This window comes from Terribacillus sp. 7520-G (genome assembly GCF_002271665.1).
Taxonomy (GTDB): domain Bacteria; phylum Bacillota; class Bacilli; order Bacillales; family Amphibacillaceae; genus Terribacillus.
Genome location: NZ_NQFP01000015.1, coordinates 95,002 through 118,312, shown reverse-complemented (window position 1 = coordinate 118,312; position 23,311 = coordinate 95,002). Strand labels below are relative to the sequence as shown.

Genomic DNA, 23,311 nt, shown 5'->3' with positions numbered 1-23,311 from the left:
GCTCTTTCCTTTACAAAAAGGGAGGATTTTTTTATGAAGAAAACATGGCATATGCTATCCGCTTTGCTGCTGGCAGCAGGTATACTGGCAGGCTGCGGGACGGCGGAAGAGTCCAAGCAGCAGGATCAGCAGGCGGAGCAGCAGACCGAACAGCAGGTCACGGTTACATTGACCGAGGATGGCAAGGAGATTTCCTCTAAGGAAGTCAGCTTTGAGGAAGGAGACAGCTTGATGGATGTGATGAAGGAGAACTTCGATGTGGAAGAGGATGCCGGTATGATCACTTCCATTGATGGTCATAGTCAGGATGAAGATGAGAATAAATACTGGCTGTATACAGTCAACGGTGAAATGGCACAGGTCGGGGCAGCGGACCTGGAATTATCGGACGGTGACGACGTGGCCTTCAATCTGCAAGCTGCTTGATGTTCTCCACTCGTAAACTGACACTGTTGGCAATGCTAACAGCCCTGGCAGCAGCAGGGAGGATATATGCAAATGTGCTGTTCCCTTTCCTGCCGAATATGCAGCCGATGACCAGTGTCATCATCATTTGTTCGCTATTGCTCGGGCCGATTGCCGGTGTAACTATCGCTGTCTTATCTACCCTTTTATCCAATATGATACTTGGAATGGGAATATGGACGGTGTGGCAAATGCTTGCTTGGGGAATGATCGGTCTGTCATTCGGCATGGCGGGAAAGCTTTGGCGTACTCCGCCGCTGATACCGATGACCATTGCCAGCATTCTGACAGGGTATGCGTATGGATTTTTGGTTTCCTTGCCGAATATATTCATCATGGAACATTTCTGGGCCTATTACATAGCCGGATTAAGCTTTGACACAATGCATGCGATCGGAAATGGGATTTTCTTTTTCATCCTGTATCCGGTCCTTCGCAGGGTATTCGGCAGGTGGATATCGGCTTCATGAAAAGAACCACTTCCATTTGATAAGGAAGTGGTTCTTCATATATGGGATACGATGACAAAATCACTTAATTTGATCGACTCGGTTGGACAGCCTTCATAGGCCTCTGTTACATCCTCCTGCAATTCCTCCGGTACAGCAAAGGTACCAGTGTTGCGGTCAAGCAGGACGAATGCGAGACCTTCATCATCATAATCGTATACATCAGGCGCGACAGCTCCGCATGTACCGCAGGCAATGCAAGTATCCTGATCGACATATGTATACATTGCCATCTGCGCTTTTCCCCCTTCCGCTTTCAACAAAGCTGCTTCTTGCTTTATACTAAGTGTATCGCTTACCGAAACGGAATACAAGCATACAGAAAGGTTTGATTGCCATGCTACTGGCATCCATCATCATTCATGCCGGCCGGACCATCCGCCAGGAACGGAGTGCGGCGTCCATTTACCATCTGCTGCAAGGCAAGCGCTCTGCCCAGACGCTGCAGGATGCCCATATGTACGGTCTCACCCATTTGTTCGGTATTTACCCGAAGCTGTCCAGACCGCTGTTCGACCAGGTGGCAGCCAATGCAATGAATGAAGCGGAGCGCTTTGAAAATAATGAAATCCCGTATTTTAAAGGCATGGCCTTTCAAACGCAAACAGAGCCATTCCTATATCGCTTGCTGCTGCTCATTCAGCTGCTTTCCAATCATGTAAGGGAGGAGAAGTATTATATCCCAGTAACCGATGACCCGGCTATCCAGCATTGGATAAAACAATGGTATCGTCAGGAGCAGCACCGATGGGAGGACTGGCGTAATGGTATATATAAGGAGCTCTATGAATTGCTTGAAAACTTGCCTTCACTGCAGGCAGATTTATTTGTCGATCGTTTGACTGGATATCGGCATATCGGTTTGACGACCGAACAGCTGGCAGAAAAATACAATGTCCATGAAGTGGACGTGCCATTGTATCAAACATCGACAGTTCATCATCTTCTCCAGCATGCCGAGGCGGAAGAGGCGGATTTTCCGCATCTTGCTGCACTAGTGGAAAAACCGGAGCATAAGACTCGTACCATCACATCCACCGCCCAGAAGACACGGACGATGCTCGAACGAGGCTTGTCGCTGGAACAGATTGCGGCAGTCAGGGGCTTGACGGAAAATACGATCAAGGATCATATTGTGGAGATGACCTGGCTGGATGGGGAAGAGCTTTCCAGCAGATTCCTCCCCGAGGCCGATGCCCGGATCATCCTGGAATGTGCGGCTCAGGCAGGTACGAAAAAACTCAAACAAATACATGCTTTATTGGAAGGGAAATATGACTATTTCCAAATCAGATTGGCGTTGGCCCTGCAGAGAGGGCAGGAGGTGCAGGCATGAGGACAAAGCTGCAGCAGGCATTGAAGACGTATTATGGATATGATTCTTTCCGGACTGGTCAGGAGGAAATCCTGGAGAGTGTCATGCAGGGGCACCATGCTTTGGGTGTTTTACCAACGGGTACAGGCAAGTCCGTTTGCTACCAGCTGCCGGCTTTCATGCGCAGCGGACAAGTCATCGTGGTTTCCCCATTGCTGTCACTGATGGAAGATCAAGTGAAGCAATTGCGGGCCAGGGGATTCAAGCGGGTAGCTGCACTCAATAGTTTCCTTGATTTTGAAGATAAGCAGCGGGTGATGCGAAATCTGCGCAATTATGATCTGCTGTATGTTTCACCGGAGATGCTGCAAAATGAATTTTTGATCACGCAATTGCAGCAGCTGCAGATTCAATTGTTTGTCGTCGATGAAGCCCATTGTATCTCCCAATGGGGACAGGAATTCAGGACGGATTATCTGCGCCTGGCAGAAGTGATCCGGAAACTTGGCACTCCTCCGGTGCTTGCTTTGACCGGGACAGCCACCCCGGAAGTCCAAAAGGATATCCAGCATTTGCTCGGTGATTTGGATATGGATGAGCATATTTATCCGATGGATCGGGAAAATATCTCTTACTTTGTACAGGAAGTGCAGGATCAGCAGGAAAAGAATGAAACGATGCTTGCACTGCTTCATAAAATACAAGCACCGACCATCATCTATTTTTCCAGCCGCAATATGGCGGAAAGTGCTGCCGCCATCATCCGGGCAAACATGCCGGAGATGCCTTGCGCATACTATCATGGCGGTATGGAAAATGAGGATAGGATCCTGATCCAGCAGCAGTTTTTAGCCGGTCAGCTGCAGATCATCTGCTGTACAAGTGCCTTCGGTATGGGGGTGGATAAAGAGGATGTACGACTGATCATCCATTACCATTTGCCCAGGGACAAGGAATCCTTCATCCAGGAGGTCGGCAGAGCCGGAAGGGACGGGAAGGAAAGCGTCAGTGTCGTGCTTTACAGTCCTGGGGATTGGCAAATCCCGATCCATCTGATCGAGCAAGACCTGCCCGAAACATCTTCGATCCAGCAGCTGATGCGTTTTCTTTATCAGCGGGTAAAAGCACAACGAATCGAATTGCCTGCTTATGAATCAGTCATCCAGCATATTCCGATAAGTGAGACGCAATGGCGATTTTTACTTTATCAAATGGAGAAACATGATATAGTAAAGGGAAATCATCTGCAATATGCGGCAAAAGCTTGGAAGGATTTCCTGGACAGAATAGAGAAGTTTGTTGGGGACAGGAAAAAATACAAACTTAAGCAGCTGCAGCGGATGAAGGAATGGGTCTATACAGAATCTTGCAGGCGCCAGGAACTTTTTGCGGAATTCCAGCACACTGTGCGCCAAGCAAAGGACCGATGCTGTGACAATTGCGGCGATACGCTTGCTGGATGGCAGGCAAGCTTCGTGGAGGGACAGCCGCAGCTTATCGGCTGGCGCGCGCAGCTGCATCATCTCCTGTATCAGTGAAAACGGAAATGGAAGGATGGACACTTCATGGCAAAGACAGAAGAGAAGGACCGGAATCTTGAGGAACTGGTAGCGTCTGTGACACAGTATCCTGACGACAAGGAATCACAACCTGAACAAGTGGAATCGGAAACTGAAGTCCAGCGCATAGACATTCTTAATTTACCGCCGCGCCGTACGGTTCATGACGGGCAGCGTACAAGCTTTCGTCTGCATTGGAATGGCAGTCTCGCCAGGTTCATCCTCCTGACGGTCATCGTATTGGCGGTGATTGCTTTCATCCTGGTCTATACGGATGTGCCGCTGTCGATTCCGGCCTTGTTCTAGACCATTTCCAGTTTGGACAACAAGGGTATTTTTAACACGAAGATTAATATACTAATTATACGTACAAATCCTTTCTGTTCGAAGACTTGAGCGTATTCTTGAAATGGACGCAGCCATCTGGGGTTGTGCCGCGTACAAAACATAAAGCGAATCATATGCTATCTATATCTAGAATGGCATCCAAGGGGGAAAAGTGATGAAGTTAGAGCGCGTATCATTAAATCAATTCAAGATCTTTCTTACCTTCGACGATTTAATCGAGAGAGGCTTGACTAAAGAAGATCTCTGGCATGATCTTCCAGGCGTTCATCAGCTTTTTCACGATATGATGTATGAAGCAAGCGATGAATTGGGCTTTGAATTGGAAGGTACACTTCTTGTTCAAGTGCATATTCTGCAAGCGCAAGGGATGCAAATCATTGTTACACAGTATCCACAGACGGAAGACTTCGAAGAAGAAGAGGATTATATCGAAATGAAAGTGACACTGGATGAAAGCAGGGAGCTTATTTTCTCATTTGCTGATTTTGAGGATATCATCAGTGTTTCGCGTCAGCTGGACCAAATTGGCATCGAAGACGCCACTGTCTACTTCATGAATGATCTATATTATATGGAGATCCGGACATTGCTTCATCCGTCCGCAAGGGAAAATCTGATTGCGGTCATGTCGGAATTCGCCAACCCGAGTATCGTCACCTCGGTTCGGCTTAATGAATACGGCAAGAAGATTTTTGAAAAGGATGCAATACGGCAGATATGTGCGTATTTTGCATAGATTGATGAAGATACCGGTGCATCTGCCGGTATCTTTTTAATTTCGGACAAAAAATCGGTTCTCATTATCCATATTTCTGCTTTTTTGTTAGAATGGATGTGGAGATTAGAAGAGGTAATATCGCAATACAAGATGGGGAATCATATAGGAGGTACAAAACAGTGGCCGACAAAGCTGCGGAATCTACCAACAACAAGCATAGGGACTTATTAGAATCGACACAGAGAGTCGTACAATCGGCTTTGAAGAAACTTGGCTATCCGGAGGAAGTATATGAATTACTGAAGGAACCTGTCCGATTGATGACAGTCCGTATACCAGTACGGATGGATGATGGCAGTACGAAGATTTTCACCGGGTACCGGGCACAGCATAATGATGCAGTTGGCCCCACCAAGGGCGGGGTGCGCTTCCACCCGGAAGTCAGTGAAAATGAAGTGAAGGCATTATCTATTTGGATGAGTCTGAAAGCAGGTATCGTCGACTTGCCTTATGGCGGCGGTAAGGGCGGCATCATTTGCGATCCCCGCGAAATGAGTTTCCGTGAGCTTGAAGGGGTAAGCCGTGGATATGTACGGGCCATCAGTCAGATTGTAGGCCCGACGAAAGATATACCAGCACCCGATGTGATGACCAATTCCCAGATCATGGCATGGATGATGGATGAGTACAGCAGGATGGATGAATTCAACAACCCCGGTTTCATCACCGGAAAGCCGATAGTGCTCGGCGGTTCGCAGGGCAGGGAAACAGCTACCGCCAAGGGCGTTACAATCTGCTTAAGGGAAGCTGCCAAGCAAAAAGGCATCAGCATCGAAGGAGCACGGGTCGTCATCCAGGGTTTCGGGAATGCGGGCAGCTATTTGGCCAAGTTCATGCATGAAGCAGGGGCCAAGGTGATCGGTATCTCGGATGCTTATGGTGCGCTCTATGATCCGGATGGCTTGGATATCGATTATTTGCTTGATCGGCGTGACAGTTTTGGAACGGTGACCAATTTGTTCAAGTCCACCATCACCAATACGGAGTTATTGGAGCTTGATTGCGATATACTGGTGCCGGCAGCGGTGGAAAACCAGATCACCAAGGATAATGCACATAACATCAAAGCCCAAATCGTCATTGAAGCTGCGAATGGGCCGACCACGTTCGAAGCCACCGAAATATTGACCGAACGCGGCATCCTGTTAGTTCCGGATGTGCTTGCATCTGCAGGGGGCGTTACCGTCTCCTATTTCGAATGGGTGCAGAACAATCAAGGTTACTATTGGACAGAGCAGGAAGTGGAAGAAAGATTAGAGAAAGTCATGCTGAAAGGATTCCAAAATGTTTATCAGACCGCACAGACAAGGCGGGTCGATATGCGCTTGGCCGCTTATATGGTCGGTGTAAGGAAAATGGCGGAAGCTTCCAGATTCAGAGGCTGGATCTAATCCATGTAAACATGCTCTTATCCTGAAACACAAAGGATAAGAGTTTTCTCTTTTATTCAGGAAGAGATGGAAAGGGGCAGTACAATGCAAAAAGAGCAAGTGATAATAATAGGAGCAGGACCATGCGGTCTTTCCGCAGCAATCGAGCTGCAAAAAATCGGAATCGAACCGCTTCTTATCGAGAAGGGCAATGTCGTTAATTCCATTTATCGATATCCTACCCATCAGACATTTTTCAGCTCAAGCGAACGGCTGGAAATAGGCGGCATCGCCTTTGTGACCGAAATGAAGAAGCCAGTCAGGAATCAAGCGCTTGCCTATTACAGGACAGTGGCACAGCGGTGTGATTTGCGAATACATACATTCGAGCGAGTGATGCAGGTATCCGGGACCAAAGGGGATTTCACGGTAACGGCCAAGACAATCAGGGAAGAAGAGAAGCAGTACAAAGCTGATTATGTCATCGTTGCGACGGGGTACTACGATCAACCCTATCTAATGCAGGTTCCTGGTGAAGATCAGCCTCATGTATTCCATTATTTCAAGGAAGCTCATCCGTATTTCGGCAAGAATGTGACAGTGATCGGCGGGAAGAATTCCGCTGTCGATGCCGTGCTTGAACTGCATAAAGCCGGTGCCAATATCACCGCTCTATACCGCGGCAGCACGTATTCCAAAAGCGTGAAGCCGTGGATCCTGCCGGAATATGAATCGCTGGTCCGTAATGGATACATCGATCATAAATTCAATGCACATATTAAAGAGATCACAAAAACACAGGTCATTTATGAAGTGCAAGGCAAGACGCATACAGTGGATGCTGATTTCGTGTTTGCGATGACAGGCTATCGTCCGGATTTGAAGCTGCTGCAAAGCATGGGCATCTTTATCCATCCTGAGACAGGCAAGCCTGACTATGATCCGGAAACGATGGAGTCCAACGTGCCTGGTATATTCATTGCCGGCGTCATCGCAGCCGGGAATAATAACAATGAAGTATTCATCGAGAATGGTCGTTTCCATGGCGGACAGATAGCCAAAGCGATTTTCTCAAGCAACTGAAGAAAGGAAGCTGCATATGAAAGGGAAAGTCGTATTGGTAACTACAGGCGGGACGATCGCCAGTGTGCCGAATGAAGAAAGCGGGAAGCTCGCTTCCGGAGAAATGACAGGTGATCAGCTGCGAAGCCAGATCGACCTGCCGAATCACATCGAAGTGAAAGTCGTGAATGCTTTGCAGAAACCCAGTATGCATATAACATTCGATGATCTGCTTACTTTAAAAGAAATCATTGACAAGCAACTGGAGGATCCGGAAGTCAAAGGTATTGTAGTCACGCATGGAACCGATTCTTTGGAAGAAACGGCTTATTTTCTTGATTTGACCATCCAGGATGCCCGGCCTGTCATCGTTACTGGTTCTCAGCGGGCCATCCATGAACTCGGATCGGATGTTTACATCAATTTGCGTCATGCCGTGCTTGCAGCCCATGACGATCAGCTGCTCGATTGCGGCACGGTGGTCGTTTTCAATGAGCGTATCTTCCCTGCAAAATATGTAAAGAAAGAACATGCCTCCAATATTCAGGGCTTCAATGCTTTTGGATTCGGTTATTTGGGCATCATCGATAACGATAAAGTATATCTTTACCAAAGACCGGTCAAACGGTATACCTATGAGCTGAAGAGGAAGCTGCCGGAAGTGGATATCATAAAGTGCTATTTACAAGCGGACGGAAAATTCATCAAAGCAGCACGTGAAGCAGGTGTGCAGGGTATCGTGCTGGAGGGCGTGGGAAGAGGGCAAGTTGCACCGAAAATGAAAGAAGAGATTCTCCTTGCCCTGCAAGATGGCATCAAAATCATCTTGACGACGGCATCGGAAGAAGGAAATGTCTATACTACCTATGATTATGAGGGAAGTGCTTATGATCTGTATAAGGCTGGTGTTCTCTTAGGTAAAGATCAGGACAGCAAGAAGGCGCGTATCGAGCTTGCTGTTGCACTTGCATCCGATCAAATGGACAGACTTCTATAGACCTCAGGACCTATTTCCTGTTTCTTTCCAGTAATATATTCCAAAAGGATTGAGCACATGGTACGATAAAGGCAGATTGTTAGTTGGAAGAGGTGCTATCATGCTTACCATCCTTTCCGCTGCGATTGCCCCAGCACTCGCGCTGCTTACCTTCTTCTATTTGAAGGATCGTTTGGAGCCCGAGCCGCTAGGCATGGTATTGCGGACTTTTCTATATGGCGCTCTGCTCGTATTTCCGATCATGTTCATTCAATATGCACTGAAAGCAGAAGGAGTCAGCACGCATCCGCTTGTTTATTCTTTCTTCACCGTCGGTTTCATGGAGGAATTCTTCAAATGGTTCATCTTCCTGTACACCGCTTTCCGGCATACGGAAATGGACTCGGTTTATGACGGCATCATATATGGTGTCAGCATAAGCTTAGGGTTTGCCACGGTGGAAAATGTTCTTTATCTATTTGCACATGGAGTTGATTATGCTTTTACACGTGCCCTTTTCCCAGTATCATCCCATGCGCTTTTCGGCGTTTTGATGGGATATTATCTCGGCCGGGCGAAATTCGGGAGCCGGCATCCCCGTCTGCGTGTGTTTGCAGCTATGGTGATACCTTTTTTACTGCATGGATTGTACGATTACATCCTGCTGGCGGTGACATTCAATTGGGTTTATATCCAGGCACCTTTCATGATCATTCTATGGATCATCGGTCTGCATAAAGTACGAGCGGCAACTCGCCATCCTATCGAACACATCCAAATGAAAGAGTCAGGCAGTTAAACTGCCGGGCTCTTTTTTTATTGCATAATATGCTCGCTCCGGAAGAAAGCTATCGGTAGTAAGATCATAGTTAGGTTGGAGGAAATGAACAATGGAATTCAGGAAGTTTCGGCTTTGTAAATTGTTTTGTGCCGCTCTGATCCTATCAGGTATCATCCTGGCGGCACCGATGCAGTCCAGTGCCTTTTCCGAACAGGTGATCCAGCACGGAGCGACAGGGGATGACGTGGTGGAACTGCAGGCCCGCTTACAATATGCAGGATTCTATAACAAAAAAATAGACGGAGTTTTCGGATGGAGTACGTATTGGGCTCTGCGCAACTTCCAATATGAGTTCGGAATGGAAGTCGACGGAGTCGCAGGGAAGCAGGCAAAGGATAAATTGGTATCCATCACCAAATATGATAAAGCCTTTGTCATGCGTCAAATCCAGGAAGGAAACACATTTACCTATTATGGAGGCACACCGCAGGAGCAGCAAGTGAAAAAGCGCGGTAACGGAGGGAATGGCGGCAATGGCGGCAATGCTAATCCGTCCAATACATCAGCGGTGAACGTTCCGAATGGGTATTCCCAGAATGATATCAAGCTGATGGCCAATGCTGTACATGGAGAAGCGAGAGGAGAGCCATACGAAGGACAGGTTGCAGTCGCAGCGGTGATCCTGAACAGGGTGGAGGATCCATCATTCCCGAACACGATTTCCGGTGTCATCTTCGAGCCAAGAGCTTTTACCGCCGTTGCGGATGGCCAAATTTGGCTGACGCCGGATGAAACAGCCGAGCAGGCGGTGATCGATGCAATCAATGGCTGGGATCCTTCCGGCGGGGCGATTTATTATTTCAATCCGAATACAGCCACGTCACCTTGGATTTGGTCGAGACCTCAGATCAAAACGATAGGTGAGCATATTTTCTGTATGTAGAAAGGAGAGCGAAGAATGTATAAATGGGTGATAATCGGCGTTCTTGCTTTGGCACTAACAGGGACAGCCATTTGGGGAATGAACGAACGCCAGGAAAAGAATGACATCAGGATGCAGGCAGAAAACAACTATCAGCGTTCCTTCCACGAGCTGACTTACCGGATCGATACGCTGCATGATAAAATCGGAGCGACGCTGGCGATGAATTCAAGGGATTCCCTGTCACCGCAATTGGCGGAGATTTGGCGGTTATCCTCAGAGGCACATACGGATGTGGGTCAGCTTCCGCTAGCACTGCTGCCGTTTGAAAAAACAGAGAAATTCTTGACCAATATCGGGGATTTTACGTATAAAACGGCCGTAAGGGATTTGGACAAGGAGCCTTTGTCCGAGGAAGAAATGCAGCGGTTGGAGAAGCTGCATGATAATGCGGGACAAATCAAGGATGAGCTTCGGAATGTCCAAAATACCGTCCTGGGCAATAATCTGCAGTGGACCGATGTAGAAATGGCGCTGTCGGATGACGAACCGGATCACTCGGATAACGCCATCATCTCAAGTTTCGAGACTGTGGAGAACAGCTCGGGCGGATTCAATGAAGAGAAGGACTTTAACAATGGGGCTTTGCCTGCCTCCAACGAAGAGCATAAATTCGAGGGAGTCACCGGTGAGCGAATCAACCAGAAACAAGCGAAAACAATAGCAGCCAAGGCCTTTGATTTAAACACAATCAGTGGTATCAGCGCCGGAAAATCAGGCAAGGGGTCGGATGTACCGCTTTACAGCCTTTCCTACCAAAAGGACGGTGAGAGCGGCTATGCTGATATCAGTCAAAAAGGGGGCCATATCCTCACTTTGATGATGCAGCGGGATCGGGAAGAACCGAAACTGGGTTTGCATGATGCGCAGCAAAAAGCGGAGGATTTCCTTCAAAAACAGAAATTGACGGATATGGAAATGGTCCAGAGCAGCCAGTATGACTCCGTCGGAATTTTCTTCTTTGTGCCAGTCCAAAACGATGTGCGCATTTATCCGGATATCGTCCAGGTCAAGGTTGCGCTCGATAATGGCGATATTCTGGGATATAATGCCCGTGACTATTTCATGAATCATCACGAGCGTGAAATAGGGAAACCGAAGCTGACGGAGGAACAAGCGACAGAGAAACTCAACCAGAACGTCCAAGTCCAGGAAACCCATCTTGCTTTGATCGAGAACGATACACATGAAGAAACCCTTGTTTATGAAATCATGGGGACACGCAATGACGAAACGTACCGTATCTATGTAAATGCCGATACAGGCCGGGAAGAAGAAATCGAGAAACAAACGACGACAGAAGCACGTTTCTTGCAAAGTACGTAAAGGGGAATGGCGAACAGCCTTCCCCTTTTTGATTATTTTTGCAATAATAGGAAGAAAGAACGATTATAGGGAAGAGGAGAGGCGTTTGCTGAAAATCGGTAGTACTTTAGCATTAGAAAAAACGGATATTTCAACTAATGGGAATCGCCTGCGTTACCGGGCCAAAGTAATCGACTTGGCTGAAGATACGATTTATATCGACTACCCGGTCAATGAAGAGACAAACCGGACAGATATCTTTCCGATTGGAACGGCATTCAAGGCCTTATATGTAACGGAAAAAGACGAAGCCTATACATTCGGAACGATGCTGAAGGGCAGGGAAACGCTGAAAGTGCCTGCCTTGAAGCTATCGATGCCAAAGGAAGAAGAAATCAGTAAAATACAGCGTCGTCAATATGTACGGATATCTGTAAGCACGGATGTGGCAATCCATGGTGAAGAATCGGATATCCCCCCTGTCTCCTCCATCACGCTTGATATTAGCGGAGGCGGTTTATCCATGCTGCTGCCCGAAAATCACGGGTTCCGAGAAAAAATGAAGGTGAAGCTGTATATCGCCTATACCTTGCAAAAAGAAGGGCCTGCTTTCTTGACTGTCCCCGGGCAGATTGTCCGCATCGTCCGGAATGAAAAATCCGGCAAGGTCATTGCCAGTATTCAGTTCGATGATATCCAGGAAAGGGACAGACAAGCAATCATTCGTTTTTGCTTCGAGCGTCAGCGGGAGCAGCGCAAAAAAGGACTGCGGATGAGGTAGAGTTCAAATAGACCAAGCCGCCATCCTATGTTATGCTTTATTAGGTTTTATTTCCGATTACGAAGAGAAAAAGGATTGAATTGAATGAAGTCAAAAAATATCGCTATCGCAATTGATGGACCTGCTGCTGCAGGCAAGAGCACCGTATCCAAGCTTGTTGCCAAGAAATTGCAATTTGTCTATGTGGATACGGGTGCCATGTACCGCGCACTTACACTGACAGCGCTCGAAGCGGGAGCTGACTTGGAATCAGAGGATGCACTGCTATCCTTGCTGCAAGGGATAGATATCGTCCTGATGCAGCATGAAGACGGTCAGAAAGTGCTTGTGAACAATAATGATGTGACAGAAGCAATCCGCACGAACGAAGTGACCAATAATGTATCCATCGTCGCCAAACACCCGCTTGTAAGGGAAGAAATGGTGAAACGCCAGCAAAATCTCGCGGCTGATACCGGCATCGTCATGGACGGCCGTGACATCGGGACCCGCGTCCTCCCGAATGCCGAAGTGAAGATTTTTATGATCGCATCGGTAGAGGAGCGAGCGGAGCGTCGTTATAAAGAAAATATCGCCAAAGGTTTCGAGGCGGACCTGGAGAAGCTGAAGGAAGAAATAAGGCTGCGGGACAAGCTCGACTCCGAGAGGGAAGCATCCCCGCTTGTAAAAGCGGAAGACGCTGTTGAAATCGATACGACTTCCTTATCGATCGAGGGAGTTGTCGATAAGATCCTCGAAACTGTTTACGATGTGATTGGAAGATAAGGAGAGGGGATTATGTCATTATATTCCATTGGTAAAGTGATTGTAAGTGCGGTCCTCTATCCGATTTTTCGTATAAAGGTATATGGTAAGGAGCATGTTCCAAAGGAAGGTCCGGTACTGGTCTGTTCCAACCATATCTCCAATTTCGATCCGCCCGTCTTGGGGGTCACTTGTCCAAGGGAAATTGCCTTCATGGGAAAAAGTGAGCTATTCAAATTCAAGCCGCTCGGGTTCCTTTTGAAACACTTGAATGTTTTCCCGGTAAAACGAGGCATGCAGGATCGGGGTGCGCTGCGTGCGGGCTTGGATATCCTGGCAGAAGGCAAGACGATGGGATTATTTCCAGAGGGCACCCGAAGCAAGGATGGCAAACTCGGTAAGCCGCTTCCGGGAATCGGATTCTTTGCGATGCGTTCGGAAGCGAAAATCGTCCCTTGTGCGATTATCGGCTCCTACAAAGGGGTAAAAGCATTGAAAGTCGTCTATGGTCCGCCTATCGAAATGGAAGAACTGCGCGAAAGAAAAGCATCAGCGAAAGAAGTGTCGCAGGTGATCATGGACGAAATCCAGCTTCTGATAAACAAGCATGTCGGATAGATGCCCTATCACTTGACAAATATCTTCAAATGTTAGAAGTTAGAAAAAAGGACATTTTTATGTTTTTTTACTTATGTTTTGTCTCGTAAACTGAAGGAGGTCTCTTTGATGGATGAAATGAATGAGCAAGCTACGGATTTCAAGGAATTGTCTGTAGGCGATACTGTAACCGGCAAAGTGGTGAAAGTAGAAGATAAACAAGCTTTGGTAGACATCGGCTACAAAGTGGAAGGTATCCTGCCAATCAGCGAATTATCCAGTCTTCACGTTGAGCGCGCTGCTGACGCAGTAAGCGAAGGTGAAGAGTTGACACTAAAAGTGAAAAAAGTGGATGACGAGGAAGTTGTCCTTTCCAAGCGTGCAGTTACAGCTGAACTTGCTTGGGAGGACCTGGAAGCGAAATTCGAATCCGGTGAAGTCTTCGAAGCAGAAGTCAAGGAAGTCGTCAAAGGCGGCCTTGTAGTGGATGTCGGCCTTCGCGGATTCATCCCTGCCTCACTCGTGGAAACATACTTTGTCGAAGAGTTCGAAGGGTACAAAGGCCAGCCGCTTACGCTGAAAGTGGTCGAGCTTGACCGTGAACAGAACCGTGTCATCCTTTCCCACCGTGCAGTGGTGGAGGAAGAAGAAGCTTCCAAGAAGCAGGAAGTGCTTGACAGCCTGGAAGCTGGCCAGGTGATCGACGGAACAGTCCAGCGTCTGACTGACTTTGGTGTCTTCGTCAGCATCGGCGGCGGGATCGATGGCCTTGTACACATTTCCCAGCTTTCCCACGAACACGTGGAAAAAGCTTCTGATGTTGTTACAGAAGGCCAGGAAATCAAAGTCAAAGTGCTTAGTGTCGACAAAGACAGCGAGCGCATCAGCCTATCCCTGAAAGAGACACTCCCTGGACCATGGGAAAACATCAGTGACCGTGCACAAGCAGGTGACGTGCTGGAAGGTGAAGTGAAACGTCTGGTAAGCTTCGGTGCATTCGTCGAAGTATTCCCGGGTGTCGAAGGCCTTGTCCATATTTCCCAAATCGCCAACCGTCATATCGGTACGCCGCAGGAAGTGCTTGAGCCAGGACAAAAGGTACAAGTGAAAGTCCTTGATGTAAATGAAGCTGAAAAGCGCATGAGCCTGAGCATCAAGGAATTGGAACAAGATGAAAATGATGCTGTCATCAAAGAATATGAAAAAGAAGAGGAGCATTCCGGCTTCCAGCTTGGAGATATTCTAGGTGATAAATTGAACAAGTATAAGCAATAAGATAAAAGACCAAGTTTGCTCCAGGGCAGCCTTGGTCTTTTTTTGTGCCCAACGTATAGTTTTCCCTTTCTCTTGTCATAATGCAGATAAAAGGAGGGGGAATCATGGATGGGTTTTACTTTTATTGGGCAGCTTGGATCAGCTGGGTCCTGGTGACTTTCTTTATGAGGCATTCGATGGCAAGGACATTGTTCGGATTTGCCATTTTGCTGACGATTTCATTATCCGGTTTCTCTTTTGATTTTGCTGGACATCGTATCTTTGCAACCGTTTTTTTGCTTGCAGTCATCGGCTATTTATTCATTTTTGCCAGTAAACGAGTGGGACGCGGCACCTTCGGAAGTATTTGCCTGGGGATCGGTTATACAGGCATGCTGCTTTGGGAACTGACAAATCCGGCCGCACTGCTGATACCGCGCATCCTATTATTCGCTCTGGCTTTATTCGCGCTCGTCCTCTATCTGACCAGGGATTTTTACCTGCAGCTTGGCATCATTTGCTTAGGCTTTGCCATCGGGGAAGTGACCTATCTATTTCTATTGGATATCTATGGACTCCACCAGGAAGCAGGCGGCTTCAAAGCAATGGATGTGCTGGGCATCGTTTTATTATTGCTGATATTCACAAAGCTTGCGGGGCAGCTGCGCACTCATCTGCGGAATAAATCGAAATGGACAGCCAAACGTACTTGATGTCGAAAAATATTGTTTCCCTAGGTCGCTTTTGCTAGAATAAAACAGTTAGGTTGCAACAGAAGGACCAGCATATAAAGGAAAGTAGGAAAGGATGTTCCTTTCATGAGGAAATCAGTAGTTGCCATCGTAGGCAGACCAAACGTAGGTAAATCGACCATATTCAACCGTCTTGCCGGGGAAAGGATCTCGATCGTCGAAGATACTCCTGGTGTGACACGTGACAGGATTTATACGGAAGCAGAGTGGCTGAACCAGCCATTTAACATAATCGACACTGGCGGCATCGAAATCGGGGATGCTCCATTCCTGGTGGAAATACGCGAGCAAGCGGAGCTTGCCATTGAAGAAGCAGATGTCATCATTTTCATGGTGAATGGACGTGAAGGCATCACAGGGGCGGATGAAGAAGTGGCAAAGATTTTATTCCGTTCGAATAAGCCAGTCGTCCTAGCCGTCAATAAAGTGGATAACCCCGAGATGCGTGATCAGATTTATGAATTCTACAGCCTTGGCTTCGGCGAACCGTTCCCGATATCCGGCACCCATGGTCTGGGTCTTGGTGATTTGCTGGATGCGGTCGTGCAGCATTTCCCTGAACGTGCGGAAATGCAGGAAGACGAAGAGACGATCCATTTCAGCTTGATCGGAAGACCGAATGTCGGTAAATCTTCCTTGGTGAATGCACTGCTCAACCAAGAACGAGTCATCGTCAGTGATGTTGCGGGAACGACGCGCGATGCAGTCGATTCGACCTTCACCAGGGAAGGACAGGATTTCGTCATCATCGATACCGCTGGGATGCGCAAACGCGGGAAAGTGTATGAAACGACAGAGAAATACAGTATCCTCAGGGCTTTGAAAGCGATTGAACGATCCGATGTCGTCCTTGTTTTGATCAATGCCGAGGAAGGTATCATCGAGCAGGATAAGAAAATTGCCGGATATGCCCACGATGCGGGTAAAGCAATCGTCATCGTCGTGAACAAATGGGATACAGTTGAATCGGATGAGAAGAAGATGAAAGAATTCGAAGATGAAATCCGGGCTCATTTCCTCTATCTGGATTATGCGCCGATCGTCTTTTTGTCTGCCAAGACGAAAAAGCGGATCCATACACTTCTTCCTGCAATCCTGACGGCGAGTGAGAATCATTCGAAACGCATCCAGACAAATGTCTTGAACGATGTGATCATGGATGCCCTTGCGATGAATCCGGCTCCGACATATAAGGGGCAGCGCTTGAAAGTGCTTTATGCCACTCAGGTGGCTGTCAAGCCGCCAGCTTTTGCGGTATTCGTCAATGATCCCGAACTGATGCACTTCTCTTATGTCCGATTCTTGGAGAATCGCATCAGGGAGGCCTTCGGATTCACTGGTACACCAATCAAGATTTTCCCTAGAAGAAGATCATAAACAGGGACGAGGAGGATTTATATGACACAACGAATAACAGCAGTACTCGGTGCCGGCAGTTGGGGAACCGCCCTTGCCATGGTTTTGGCGGATAATGGACATGAGGTCAGGATCTGGTCGCATAATCCAGCGCAGGTAGCTGCCATCAATGAGACACGGGGGAACGAGAAATATCTGCCCGGAGTGACACTTCCTGCATCCATCACTGCATATGCAGCCATGGAAGATACTGTGAAAGATGCGGATGCTGTCATACTCGTCGTACCGGCAAAAGCCACCCGTGAGGTCGCATCGAAGCTGGCAGCGCATCTTCCAGCGGATGCTGTCATCGCTCACGCTACGAAAGGCATCGAGCCGAAAACAAGCAAGCGGGTGTCCGAGATGATCGAGGAAGAGCTAAAACCTGTCGATCATCGTCCTGTCGTTGTTTTATCCGGTCCAAGCCATGCAGAAGAAGTAGCAAAAAGACAGCCGACGACACTGAGTGCTTCTTCTGTCGAGATGGAGGAAGCCAAGAAGGTCCAAGAGCTGTTCATGAATGAGAATTTCCGTGTCTATACGATCACGGATATGGTCGGTGTTGAACTTGGCGGATCGTTGAAGAATATCATCGCTCTTGGTGCAGGTATTTCGGATGGTCTCGGATATGGGGATAATGCAAAAGCGGCCTTGATAACAAGGGGGCTCGCGGAGATTGCCCGTCTCGGGACGAAACTTGGGGCGAATCCGCTGACGTTCATCGGCTTATCCGGAATGGGAGACCTTATTGTGACATGCACGAGTGTGCATAGCCGCAATTGGCGCACTGGCAATATGCTTGGAAAAGGCATGAGCCTGGAAGAAGCACTTGCGCAGATGGGCATGGCTGTCGAGGGCGTCCGTACGACAGAGGCCGTCGCAGAGCTTGCTGACAAAGCTGGCGTCGAGATGCCGATCACCAAGGGCATCAATCAAATCCTTTTCCATGGCGCAAAAGCAAAGGATATCGTTGATCAGCTGATGACGCGAATGCCGAAGCATGAAATGGAGGATCTTCAGGATGTGCTGAATGCCCGCTAACATTTTTTCACTCTTTGCATATACTGTTTCGTAGCTATACTGCAAGGAGGAATGAATGTGGCAGACTTTCAGAAAAACCTGATTGACCAGATTCAGAAGAAATCGAATGTAAAGGCTGAAGATATCTACAAGGTGGCCAATTCTGTAAAAAGTGCAAACTTCCAAGATGAGGCTACAGTCCGCGGTTTGGTGAAGCAATTGGCTGCCATGGCAGGCAAGCCGCTTTCACAAGAAAAAGAAGATAAAATCGTCAAAGCGATCATTGGCAACAACATGCCTGCAGATATGAATACGCTGAGCAAATTATTCAAAAACTAACAGCGGCAATTGGGCAGAACAACTTACCAACCCTTGCCCTTTACGCATAAACTAACTCGCACCAGCATATTTTTCTAGGTTGCCTTGGGTATATTTAGTCTATTTCAAGAAGAAGCGAAAGCTTCTTCTTTTTTTATTGGTATGAACCGCAGTGGGTGCGCATAGATTATCGGCAGAGGGCAATATGCTGTTCGTCCTTTCCTGCAAATCCGCCCTTTGATGCCAGCAGGCAAGGAATCCATTATTTCTAGCATATTTGGATAGGACAACATCATAAACTGCTAGTGTATGTAGCTAAGACTGTCCATGCATCGAAAGTAGATCGGGAGGGGATCTTTTGGAAAGAGTAGATATTTTTAAAGATATCTCGAAACGGACAAATGGCGATATCTACCTCGGGGTGGTAGGGGCTGTCCGTACTGGGAAATCGACTTTTATCAAGAAGTTCATGGAACTGGTTGTCCTGCCTAACATGGAGGATGAAGCCGAGCGGGCCCGAGCCCAGGATGAATTGCCGCAAAGTGCCGCAGGCAGGACAATCATGACGACGGAACCGAAATTCGTCCCGAACAACGCCGTCTCCCTTCAAGTGGACGAAGGTCTGGAAGTAAGTGTCCGGGTCGTCGACTGTGTAGGATATACAGTGGAAGGCGCGAAAGGTTTCGAGGATGAAAATGGACCGCGTATGATAAATACGCCATGGTATGAAGAGCCTATTCCTTTCCATGATGCGGCCGAAATCGGTACTCGCAAGGTCATACAGGAACACAGCACCATCGGTGTCGTCGTGACGACGGATGGATCCATCGGTGAAATTCCCCGCAGTGACTACGTGGAACCGGAAGAGCGTGTCGTATCCGAGCTGAAGGAAGTCGGCAAGCCATTCATCATGGTAATCAACTCTGTCACACCGCATAATCAAAACACAGAGCTGCTCCGCCAGGAATTGAGTGAGAAATATGATATACCTGTCATCGCGATGAGTGTGGAAAGCATGACGGAGCATGATGTGTATAATGTGCTTCGCGAGTCTTTGTATGAGTTCCCGGTCCTGGAAGTGAATGTCAACCTGCCAAGCTGGGTCATGGTGCTCAAGGAAGACCATTGGCTCCGTTCCAATTACCAGACAGCCATCCAGGAAACCGTGAAGGACATCAAGCGTCTCCGTGATGTGGATCGCGTGGTGGGATACTTTGATGAATACGATTATATCGAAAGAGCCAATCTGGCAGGGATGGAGCTTGGAGAAGGGGTAGCCGAAATCGATTTGCATGCTCCTGATGCCTTGTACGATCAAGTACTGAAGGAAATCGTCGGTGAAGAAATACGCGGCAAGGATCATCTGCTGCAGCTTATGCAGGATTTCTCACATGCCAAACGGGAATACGATCAAGTATCCGATGCACTGCATATGGTGAAACAGACAGGTTATGGCATTGCTGCACCAAGTTTGCAGGACATGGCCTTGGATGAACCAGAGATCATCAGGCAAGGCTCACGTTTCGGTGTGCGTCTGAAGGCGGTGGCGCCTAGCATCCACATGATCAAAGTGGATGTGCATTCCGAATTTGCACCGATCATCGGAACCGAGAAACAAAGCGAAGAGCTGGTCCGTTACTTGATGCAGGACTTCGAGGAAGATCCGCTATCCATTTGGGATTCGGATATCTTCGGACGCTCGCTCAATAGCATCGTGCGGGAAGGGATCCAAGGAAAGATAAGCTTGATGCCGGAGAATGCCAGATACAAATTGAAGGAAACATTGGAAAGGATCATCAACGAAGGATCGGGCGGTTTGATAGCGATCATTCTATGAGCGGCAATCAAGCCGCTTTATTTTTTTGTCCGAAATAAGCAGGAAATGAGATTAATTTAAGGTTTTATAGCGTTTTGTGTTGAATTATGCTGCTAAGTCGTATATTATAAGCGTTGATATCGCAACACAAGCGGTATTTTTTAGGTATAAAACCTATCTTTATGGTGAACAAATGATAGCAAATGCTATTATCTTACTGTTCAAGGTAATGTCAGGGAGGTGTAAACATGAATAAAACAGAACTAATCAATACTGTTGCTGAGAAAAGCGATCTTTCCAAAAAGGATGCTACGAAAGCTGTGGATGCGGTTTTCGATTCAATCATGGATTCTTTGAAACAAGGTGACAAAGTACAATTGATCGGCTTCGGTAACTTCGAAGTACGCGAGCGTGCTGCACGTAAAGGCCGCAACCCGCAGACTGGGAACGAAATCGAAATCCCGGCGAGCAAAGTTCCAGCGTTCAAAGCCGGAAAAGCCCTGAAAGATAGTGTGAAATAATTACATATGGGCGAAGATAAGGGATGCCTGAATCTATCAGGTGTCCCTTTTTATTTGACGAGCTTGCAGACAAGACGAATCGGGACATGCTGTGCTATAATGATTTTTATACAGTTTGAAATACGAAAAGGGCGCAGGTGATTGTTTTGTCCTATGCATCCATGGAAGAGCTACATACATTACGAAATAAAATAGAGAAGCGCATGCAGCAGGCTTATCTGGACGAGAATACGGAAGCGCCATTCTTGGATGAGAACAAGCTGCTGTTATTGCAGACGCTATTTGGTCAAACGAACCTGCCCGATAAGCAGCAGACAGACTATACGATTACGATCATGCTGATTCAAATGGCTTTGGATACGCATGATAAAGTAATCAGGTTCACCAAGGCCGACGAGACCGATGAGGAGCGGAAGAACAGGCAGCTGACGGTGCTGGCAGGCAATTATTATAGCGCGCTCTATTATCAAATACTCGCGGGATTGGGAGAAATTGATATGGTGGCGCTGCTGGCAACCAGCATCAAGGAAATCAATGAACAGAAAATGTCGCTTTATTATGATGCGGCAACAAGTGAAGCGTTCTTCGGAAAGCTCGGGCGGCTGGAAGGCAACTTATTCCGGACAGCTGCTTCCCGCTACATGGATACGGCAAGTCTTGAACCCCTCGATGACTATTTCTTGATCAGCAAGCTGAAGCAGGAAGCAAGGGGGGACCAGCAGGGCCCCTTATCCCTGAAGCTTGCTGCAATCCTTGAGAGTCAGGAGAGCGGCATGACGGTACCGGAAGCGATACACCAGGAGATGGAAGCTGCCAAAGCCAGGCTCCTTGCAAAGCTGGACATACTGCCGCCAGCTTTTGCGAAGCTTTCCCGCAAGCTGCTGCTTCAGGGGAATAGGCAGAAAGAGTTATATCTGGAAGAAGGGTAATTATGGCACAAGAAACGAAAGAACAGCGTGTACATCACGTTTTCGAAAAGATATATGACCGCTATGATTTTATGAATTCCGTCATCTCATTCAGGCGTCATCGTGCCTGGAGACGAAGTGTGATGAAGAAAATGCAGGTACAGCCTGGCGATAAAGCATTGGATGTATGCTGCGGGACTGGGGATTGGTCCTTTTCCCTTGCGAAGGCCGTCGGCCCAAAAGGACAAGTGACAGGTCTTGATTTCAGCAAAAATATGTTATCTGTAGCCGAAAAGAAAAATAAGGAAAATCCGCATGAGCAGCTATCATTTATCTGGGGTAATGCAATGGAACTGCCCTTTGAGGATGATTCCTTTGATTTCGTGACCATCGGTTTTGGCTTGCGGAATGTCCCGGACTATCTCCAGGTATTGAAGGAGATGCACCGGGTGGTGAAGCCTGGAGGCAAGGTCGTGTGTTTGGAAACATCACAGCCTACGATGGCCGGATTTAAACAGATGTATTATTTTTATTTCAAGCGGATCATGCCAGTGCTTGGTAAGCTTTTGGCGAAAAGTTATGATGAATACAGCTGGCTGCAGGAGTCTGCAAAGGACTTCCCGGGTAAGAAGGAGCTCCGTGCATTATTCCAGCAGGCAGGACTGACGAACGTGAAGATTAAGACATATACCGGCGGTGTAGCGGCTATGCACATGGGAGAGAAGCCTGCGGTAAGGAGCTGACTGGTGTTATGTCTGGACGGATGAAGGTGACATGAATGAAACTACCGATGATCTACTCATATTTAAAGAAGGACTTGGACAAGATCGAGGATGCGATGACCAAGACGATTCGGGCAGAGCATCCCGTCCTGGAGGATGCGTCGGTACAGCTTCTCCGTGCCGGAGGGAAACGGATTCGGCCGGTTTTCGTTTTACTGAGCGGGAAGTTCGGTACATATGAGCTTCCTCGGATCCAAACAGTTGCGGTCGCACTAGAATTGATTCATATGGCATCACTGGTCCACGATGATGTCATCGATGACGCTGAACTCCGTCGGGGAAAACCGACAGTGAAAGCTCAATGGGATAATAAAGTGGCCATGTATGCAGGGGATTATATCTTCGCCCGTTCCCTGGAATATCTCTCGAAGCTAGAAGAACCGAGGGCGCATAAAATCCTTGCGCATACAATAGTGGAGCTTTGCATCGGAGAAGTGGAACAAATCAGGGATAAATATCGGATTGAGCAGCATCTGAAGGATTACCTCCGGCGTATCCGCAGGAAGACGGCAATCCTCATCGCTGCAAGTGCACGCCTTGGTGCGATTGCCTCTGGAGCCCCGCTGGGCTATGAGCGCGCATTGTACCGATACGGCTATTATGTAGGGATGAGCTATCAAATCATCGATGATGTGCTCGATTTTACAGCATCCGAGGCTGAACTGGGCAAACCGGCCGGGGGCGATTTGCTGCAGGGCAATATGACGCTTCCTGCCCTCATTGCTTGCGAGGAGGATCGCTTCTTCAAGGAACGGCTCACACAGGCTTTCCGTGAGCCGGAAGCACTCGATAGGGAAGCCCTGAAGCCATTTATCGAGCATATCAAAGCGTCCGATGCCATCGACAGGTCCCTTGCCATCAGTGACCGTTATTTGGAGAAGGCATACCGGGAATTGGATAAATTGCCGCCGACAAGAGACCGGAATACACTGAAACAAATAGCCAGGCATATAGGTAAGCGCAGCTCCTGATT

The 23,311-nt window shown here is 47.9% G+C and carries 26 protein-coding genes; 25 read left to right on the top strand and 1 reads right to left on the bottom strand.

The window, feature by feature from the left end; all coding sequences use genetic code 11:
* The first annotated feature begins 33 nt into the window (after positions 1–33).
* Positions 34–426: a DUF4430 domain-containing protein gene (locus CHH53_RS06370; protein WP_095215285.1), complete on the top strand. Its 393-nt coding sequence runs from the start codon at positions 34–36 to the stop codon at positions 424–426.
* Complete coding sequence (locus CHH53_RS06365) at positions 426–935, top strand: ECF transporter S component (protein WP_095215284.1); 510 nt, start codon at positions 426–428, stop codon at positions 933–935. Before CHH53_RS06370 ends, CHH53_RS06365 begins: the two co-directional genes overlap by 1 nt.
* Before the next feature lie 35 nt (positions 936–970).
* On the opposite strand, the gene CHH53_RS06360 is transcribed toward CHH53_RS06365, so the two are convergent.
* The gene (locus CHH53_RS06360; RefSeq protein ID WP_095215394.1) at positions 971–1,207 is read right to left on the bottom strand and encodes a ferredoxin; all 237 of its coding nucleotides are present in this window, start codon (positions 1,205–1,207) and stop codon (positions 971–973) included.
* A gap of 104 nt (positions 1,208–1,311) precedes the next feature.
* Between CHH53_RS06360 and CHH53_RS06355 the strand changes: the two genes are divergently transcribed.
* From CHH53_RS06355 to hepT, 23 genes are all read left to right on the top strand, one after another.
* Positions 1,312–2,310 carry a YpbB family protein gene (locus CHH53_RS06355; RefSeq protein WP_095215283.1) on the top strand — a complete coding sequence of 333 codons (999 nt, stop codon included), beginning with the start codon at positions 1,312–1,314 and terminating at the stop codon, positions 2,308–2,310.
* Positions 2,307–3,827, top strand: coding sequence for a RecQ family ATP-dependent DNA helicase (locus tag CHH53_RS06350; protein ID WP_095215282.1), 1,521 nt, complete (start codon positions 2,307–2,309; stop codon positions 3,825–3,827). Before CHH53_RS06355 ends, CHH53_RS06350 begins: the two co-directional genes overlap by 4 nt.
* Positions 3,828–3,854: 27 nt before the next feature.
* Positions 3,855–4,154: a hypothetical protein gene (locus CHH53_RS06345; protein WP_095215281.1), complete on the top strand. Its 300-nt coding sequence runs from the start codon at positions 3,855–3,857 to the stop codon at positions 4,152–4,154.
* A gap of 196 nt (positions 4,155–4,350) precedes the next feature.
* Positions 4,351–4,932: a genetic competence negative regulator gene (locus CHH53_RS06340; RefSeq protein WP_095215280.1), complete on the top strand. Its 582-nt coding sequence runs from the start codon at positions 4,351–4,353 to the stop codon at positions 4,930–4,932.
* A gap of 161 nt (positions 4,933–5,093) precedes the next feature.
* On the top strand, positions 5,094–6,365 hold the full coding sequence (locus tag CHH53_RS06335) for a Glu/Leu/Phe/Val family dehydrogenase (protein WP_233134882.1): 1,272 nt from the start codon (positions 5,094–5,096) through the stop codon (positions 6,363–6,365).
* Positions 6,366–6,449: 84 nt separating this feature from the next.
* Positions 6,450–7,427, top strand: a complete 978-nt coding sequence (locus tag CHH53_RS06330) for a YpdA family putative bacillithiol disulfide reductase (RefSeq protein ID WP_095215278.1) — start codon at positions 6,450–6,452, stop codon at positions 7,425–7,427.
* Positions 7,428–7,443: 16 nt separating this feature from the next.
* Positions 7,444–8,403 (top strand): asparaginase, encoded by a 960-nt coding sequence (locus CHH53_RS06325; RefSeq protein ID WP_095215277.1) that lies wholly within the window; start codon positions 7,444–7,446, stop codon positions 8,401–8,403.
* Between the two features lie 100 nt (positions 8,404–8,503).
* Entirely contained in the window at positions 8,504–9,181 is a 678-nt protein-coding gene (prsW, locus tag CHH53_RS06320; RefSeq protein ID WP_095215276.1) for a glutamic-type intramembrane protease PrsW, read from the top strand.
* Between the two features lie 169 nt (positions 9,182–9,350).
* Positions 9,351–10,106, top strand: a complete 756-nt coding sequence (sleB, locus tag CHH53_RS06315; protein ID WP_233134913.1) for a spore cortex-lytic enzyme — start codon at positions 9,351–9,353, stop codon at positions 10,104–10,106.
* 15 nt (positions 10,107–10,121) lie between these two features.
* Positions 10,122–11,471 (top strand): germination protein YpeB, encoded by a 1,350-nt coding sequence (gene ypeB / locus CHH53_RS06310; RefSeq protein ID WP_095215274.1) that lies wholly within the window; start codon positions 10,122–10,124, stop codon positions 11,469–11,471.
* A gap of 85 nt (positions 11,472–11,556) precedes the next feature.
* Complete coding sequence (locus CHH53_RS06305; RefSeq protein ID WP_158221501.1) at positions 11,557–12,231, top strand: flagellar brake protein; 675 nt, start codon at positions 11,557–11,559, stop codon at positions 12,229–12,231.
* An 84-nt stretch (positions 12,232–12,315) separates the two neighbouring features.
* A complete protein-coding gene (gene cmk / locus CHH53_RS06300) occupies positions 12,316–12,996 on the top strand; it encodes a (d)CMP kinase (protein WP_095215272.1) in 681 nt (226 codons plus the stop codon).
* Positions 12,997–13,008: 12 nt separating this feature from the next.
* The gene (locus CHH53_RS06295) at positions 13,009–13,593 is read left to right on the top strand and encodes a lysophospholipid acyltransferase family protein (RefSeq protein ID WP_095215271.1); all 585 of its coding nucleotides are present in this window, start codon (positions 13,009–13,011) and stop codon (positions 13,591–13,593) included.
* Positions 13,594–13,701: 108 nt separating this feature from the next.
* On the top strand, positions 13,702–14,847 hold the full coding sequence (gene rpsA, locus CHH53_RS06290; protein WP_095215270.1) for a 30S ribosomal protein S1: 1,146 nt from the start codon (positions 13,702–13,704) through the stop codon (positions 14,845–14,847).
* A gap of 104 nt (positions 14,848–14,951) precedes the next feature.
* On the top strand, positions 14,952–15,539 hold the full coding sequence (locus CHH53_RS06285; RefSeq protein ID WP_095215269.1) for a YphA family membrane protein: 588 nt from the start codon (positions 14,952–14,954) through the stop codon (positions 15,537–15,539).
* Between the two features lie 105 nt (positions 15,540–15,644).
* Complete coding sequence (der, locus tag CHH53_RS06280; RefSeq protein ID WP_095215268.1) at positions 15,645–16,955, top strand: ribosome biogenesis GTPase Der; 1,311 nt, start codon at positions 15,645–15,647, stop codon at positions 16,953–16,955.
* Between the two features lie 21 nt (positions 16,956–16,976).
* Positions 16,977–18,014, top strand: a complete 1,038-nt coding sequence (locus CHH53_RS06275) for an NAD(P)H-dependent glycerol-3-phosphate dehydrogenase (protein WP_095215267.1) — start codon at positions 16,977–16,979, stop codon at positions 18,012–18,014.
* 57 nt (positions 18,015–18,071) lie between these two features.
* Entirely contained in the window at positions 18,072–18,332 is a 261-nt protein-coding gene (locus CHH53_RS06270) for a stage VI sporulation protein F (RefSeq protein ID WP_095215266.1), read from the top strand.
* A gap of 337 nt (positions 18,333–18,669) precedes the next feature.
* Positions 18,670–20,148, top strand: a complete 1,479-nt coding sequence (gene spoIVA, locus CHH53_RS06265) for a stage IV sporulation protein A (RefSeq protein ID WP_095215265.1) — start codon at positions 18,670–18,672, stop codon at positions 20,146–20,148.
* Positions 20,149–20,375: 227 nt separating this feature from the next.
* Positions 20,376–20,648 carry an HU family DNA-binding protein gene (locus tag CHH53_RS06260; protein ID WP_095215264.1) on the top strand — a complete coding sequence of 91 codons (273 nt, stop codon included), beginning with the start codon at positions 20,376–20,378 and terminating at the stop codon, positions 20,646–20,648.
* 146 nt (positions 20,649–20,794) lie between these two features.
* Complete coding sequence (locus CHH53_RS06255) at positions 20,795–21,577, top strand: heptaprenyl diphosphate synthase component 1 (protein WP_095215263.1); 783 nt, start codon at positions 20,795–20,797, stop codon at positions 21,575–21,577.
* 2 nt (positions 21,578–21,579) lie between these two features.
* Positions 21,580–22,299 (top strand): demethylmenaquinone methyltransferase, encoded by a 720-nt coding sequence (gene menG / locus CHH53_RS06250; RefSeq protein ID WP_095215262.1) that lies wholly within the window; start codon positions 21,580–21,582, stop codon positions 22,297–22,299.
* A gap of 35 nt (positions 22,300–22,334) precedes the next feature.
* Positions 22,335–23,309, top strand: a complete 975-nt coding sequence (hepT, locus tag CHH53_RS06245; protein WP_095215261.1) for a heptaprenyl diphosphate synthase component II — start codon at positions 22,335–22,337, stop codon at positions 23,307–23,309.
* The last annotated feature ends 2 nt before the right edge of the window (positions 23,310–23,311 follow it).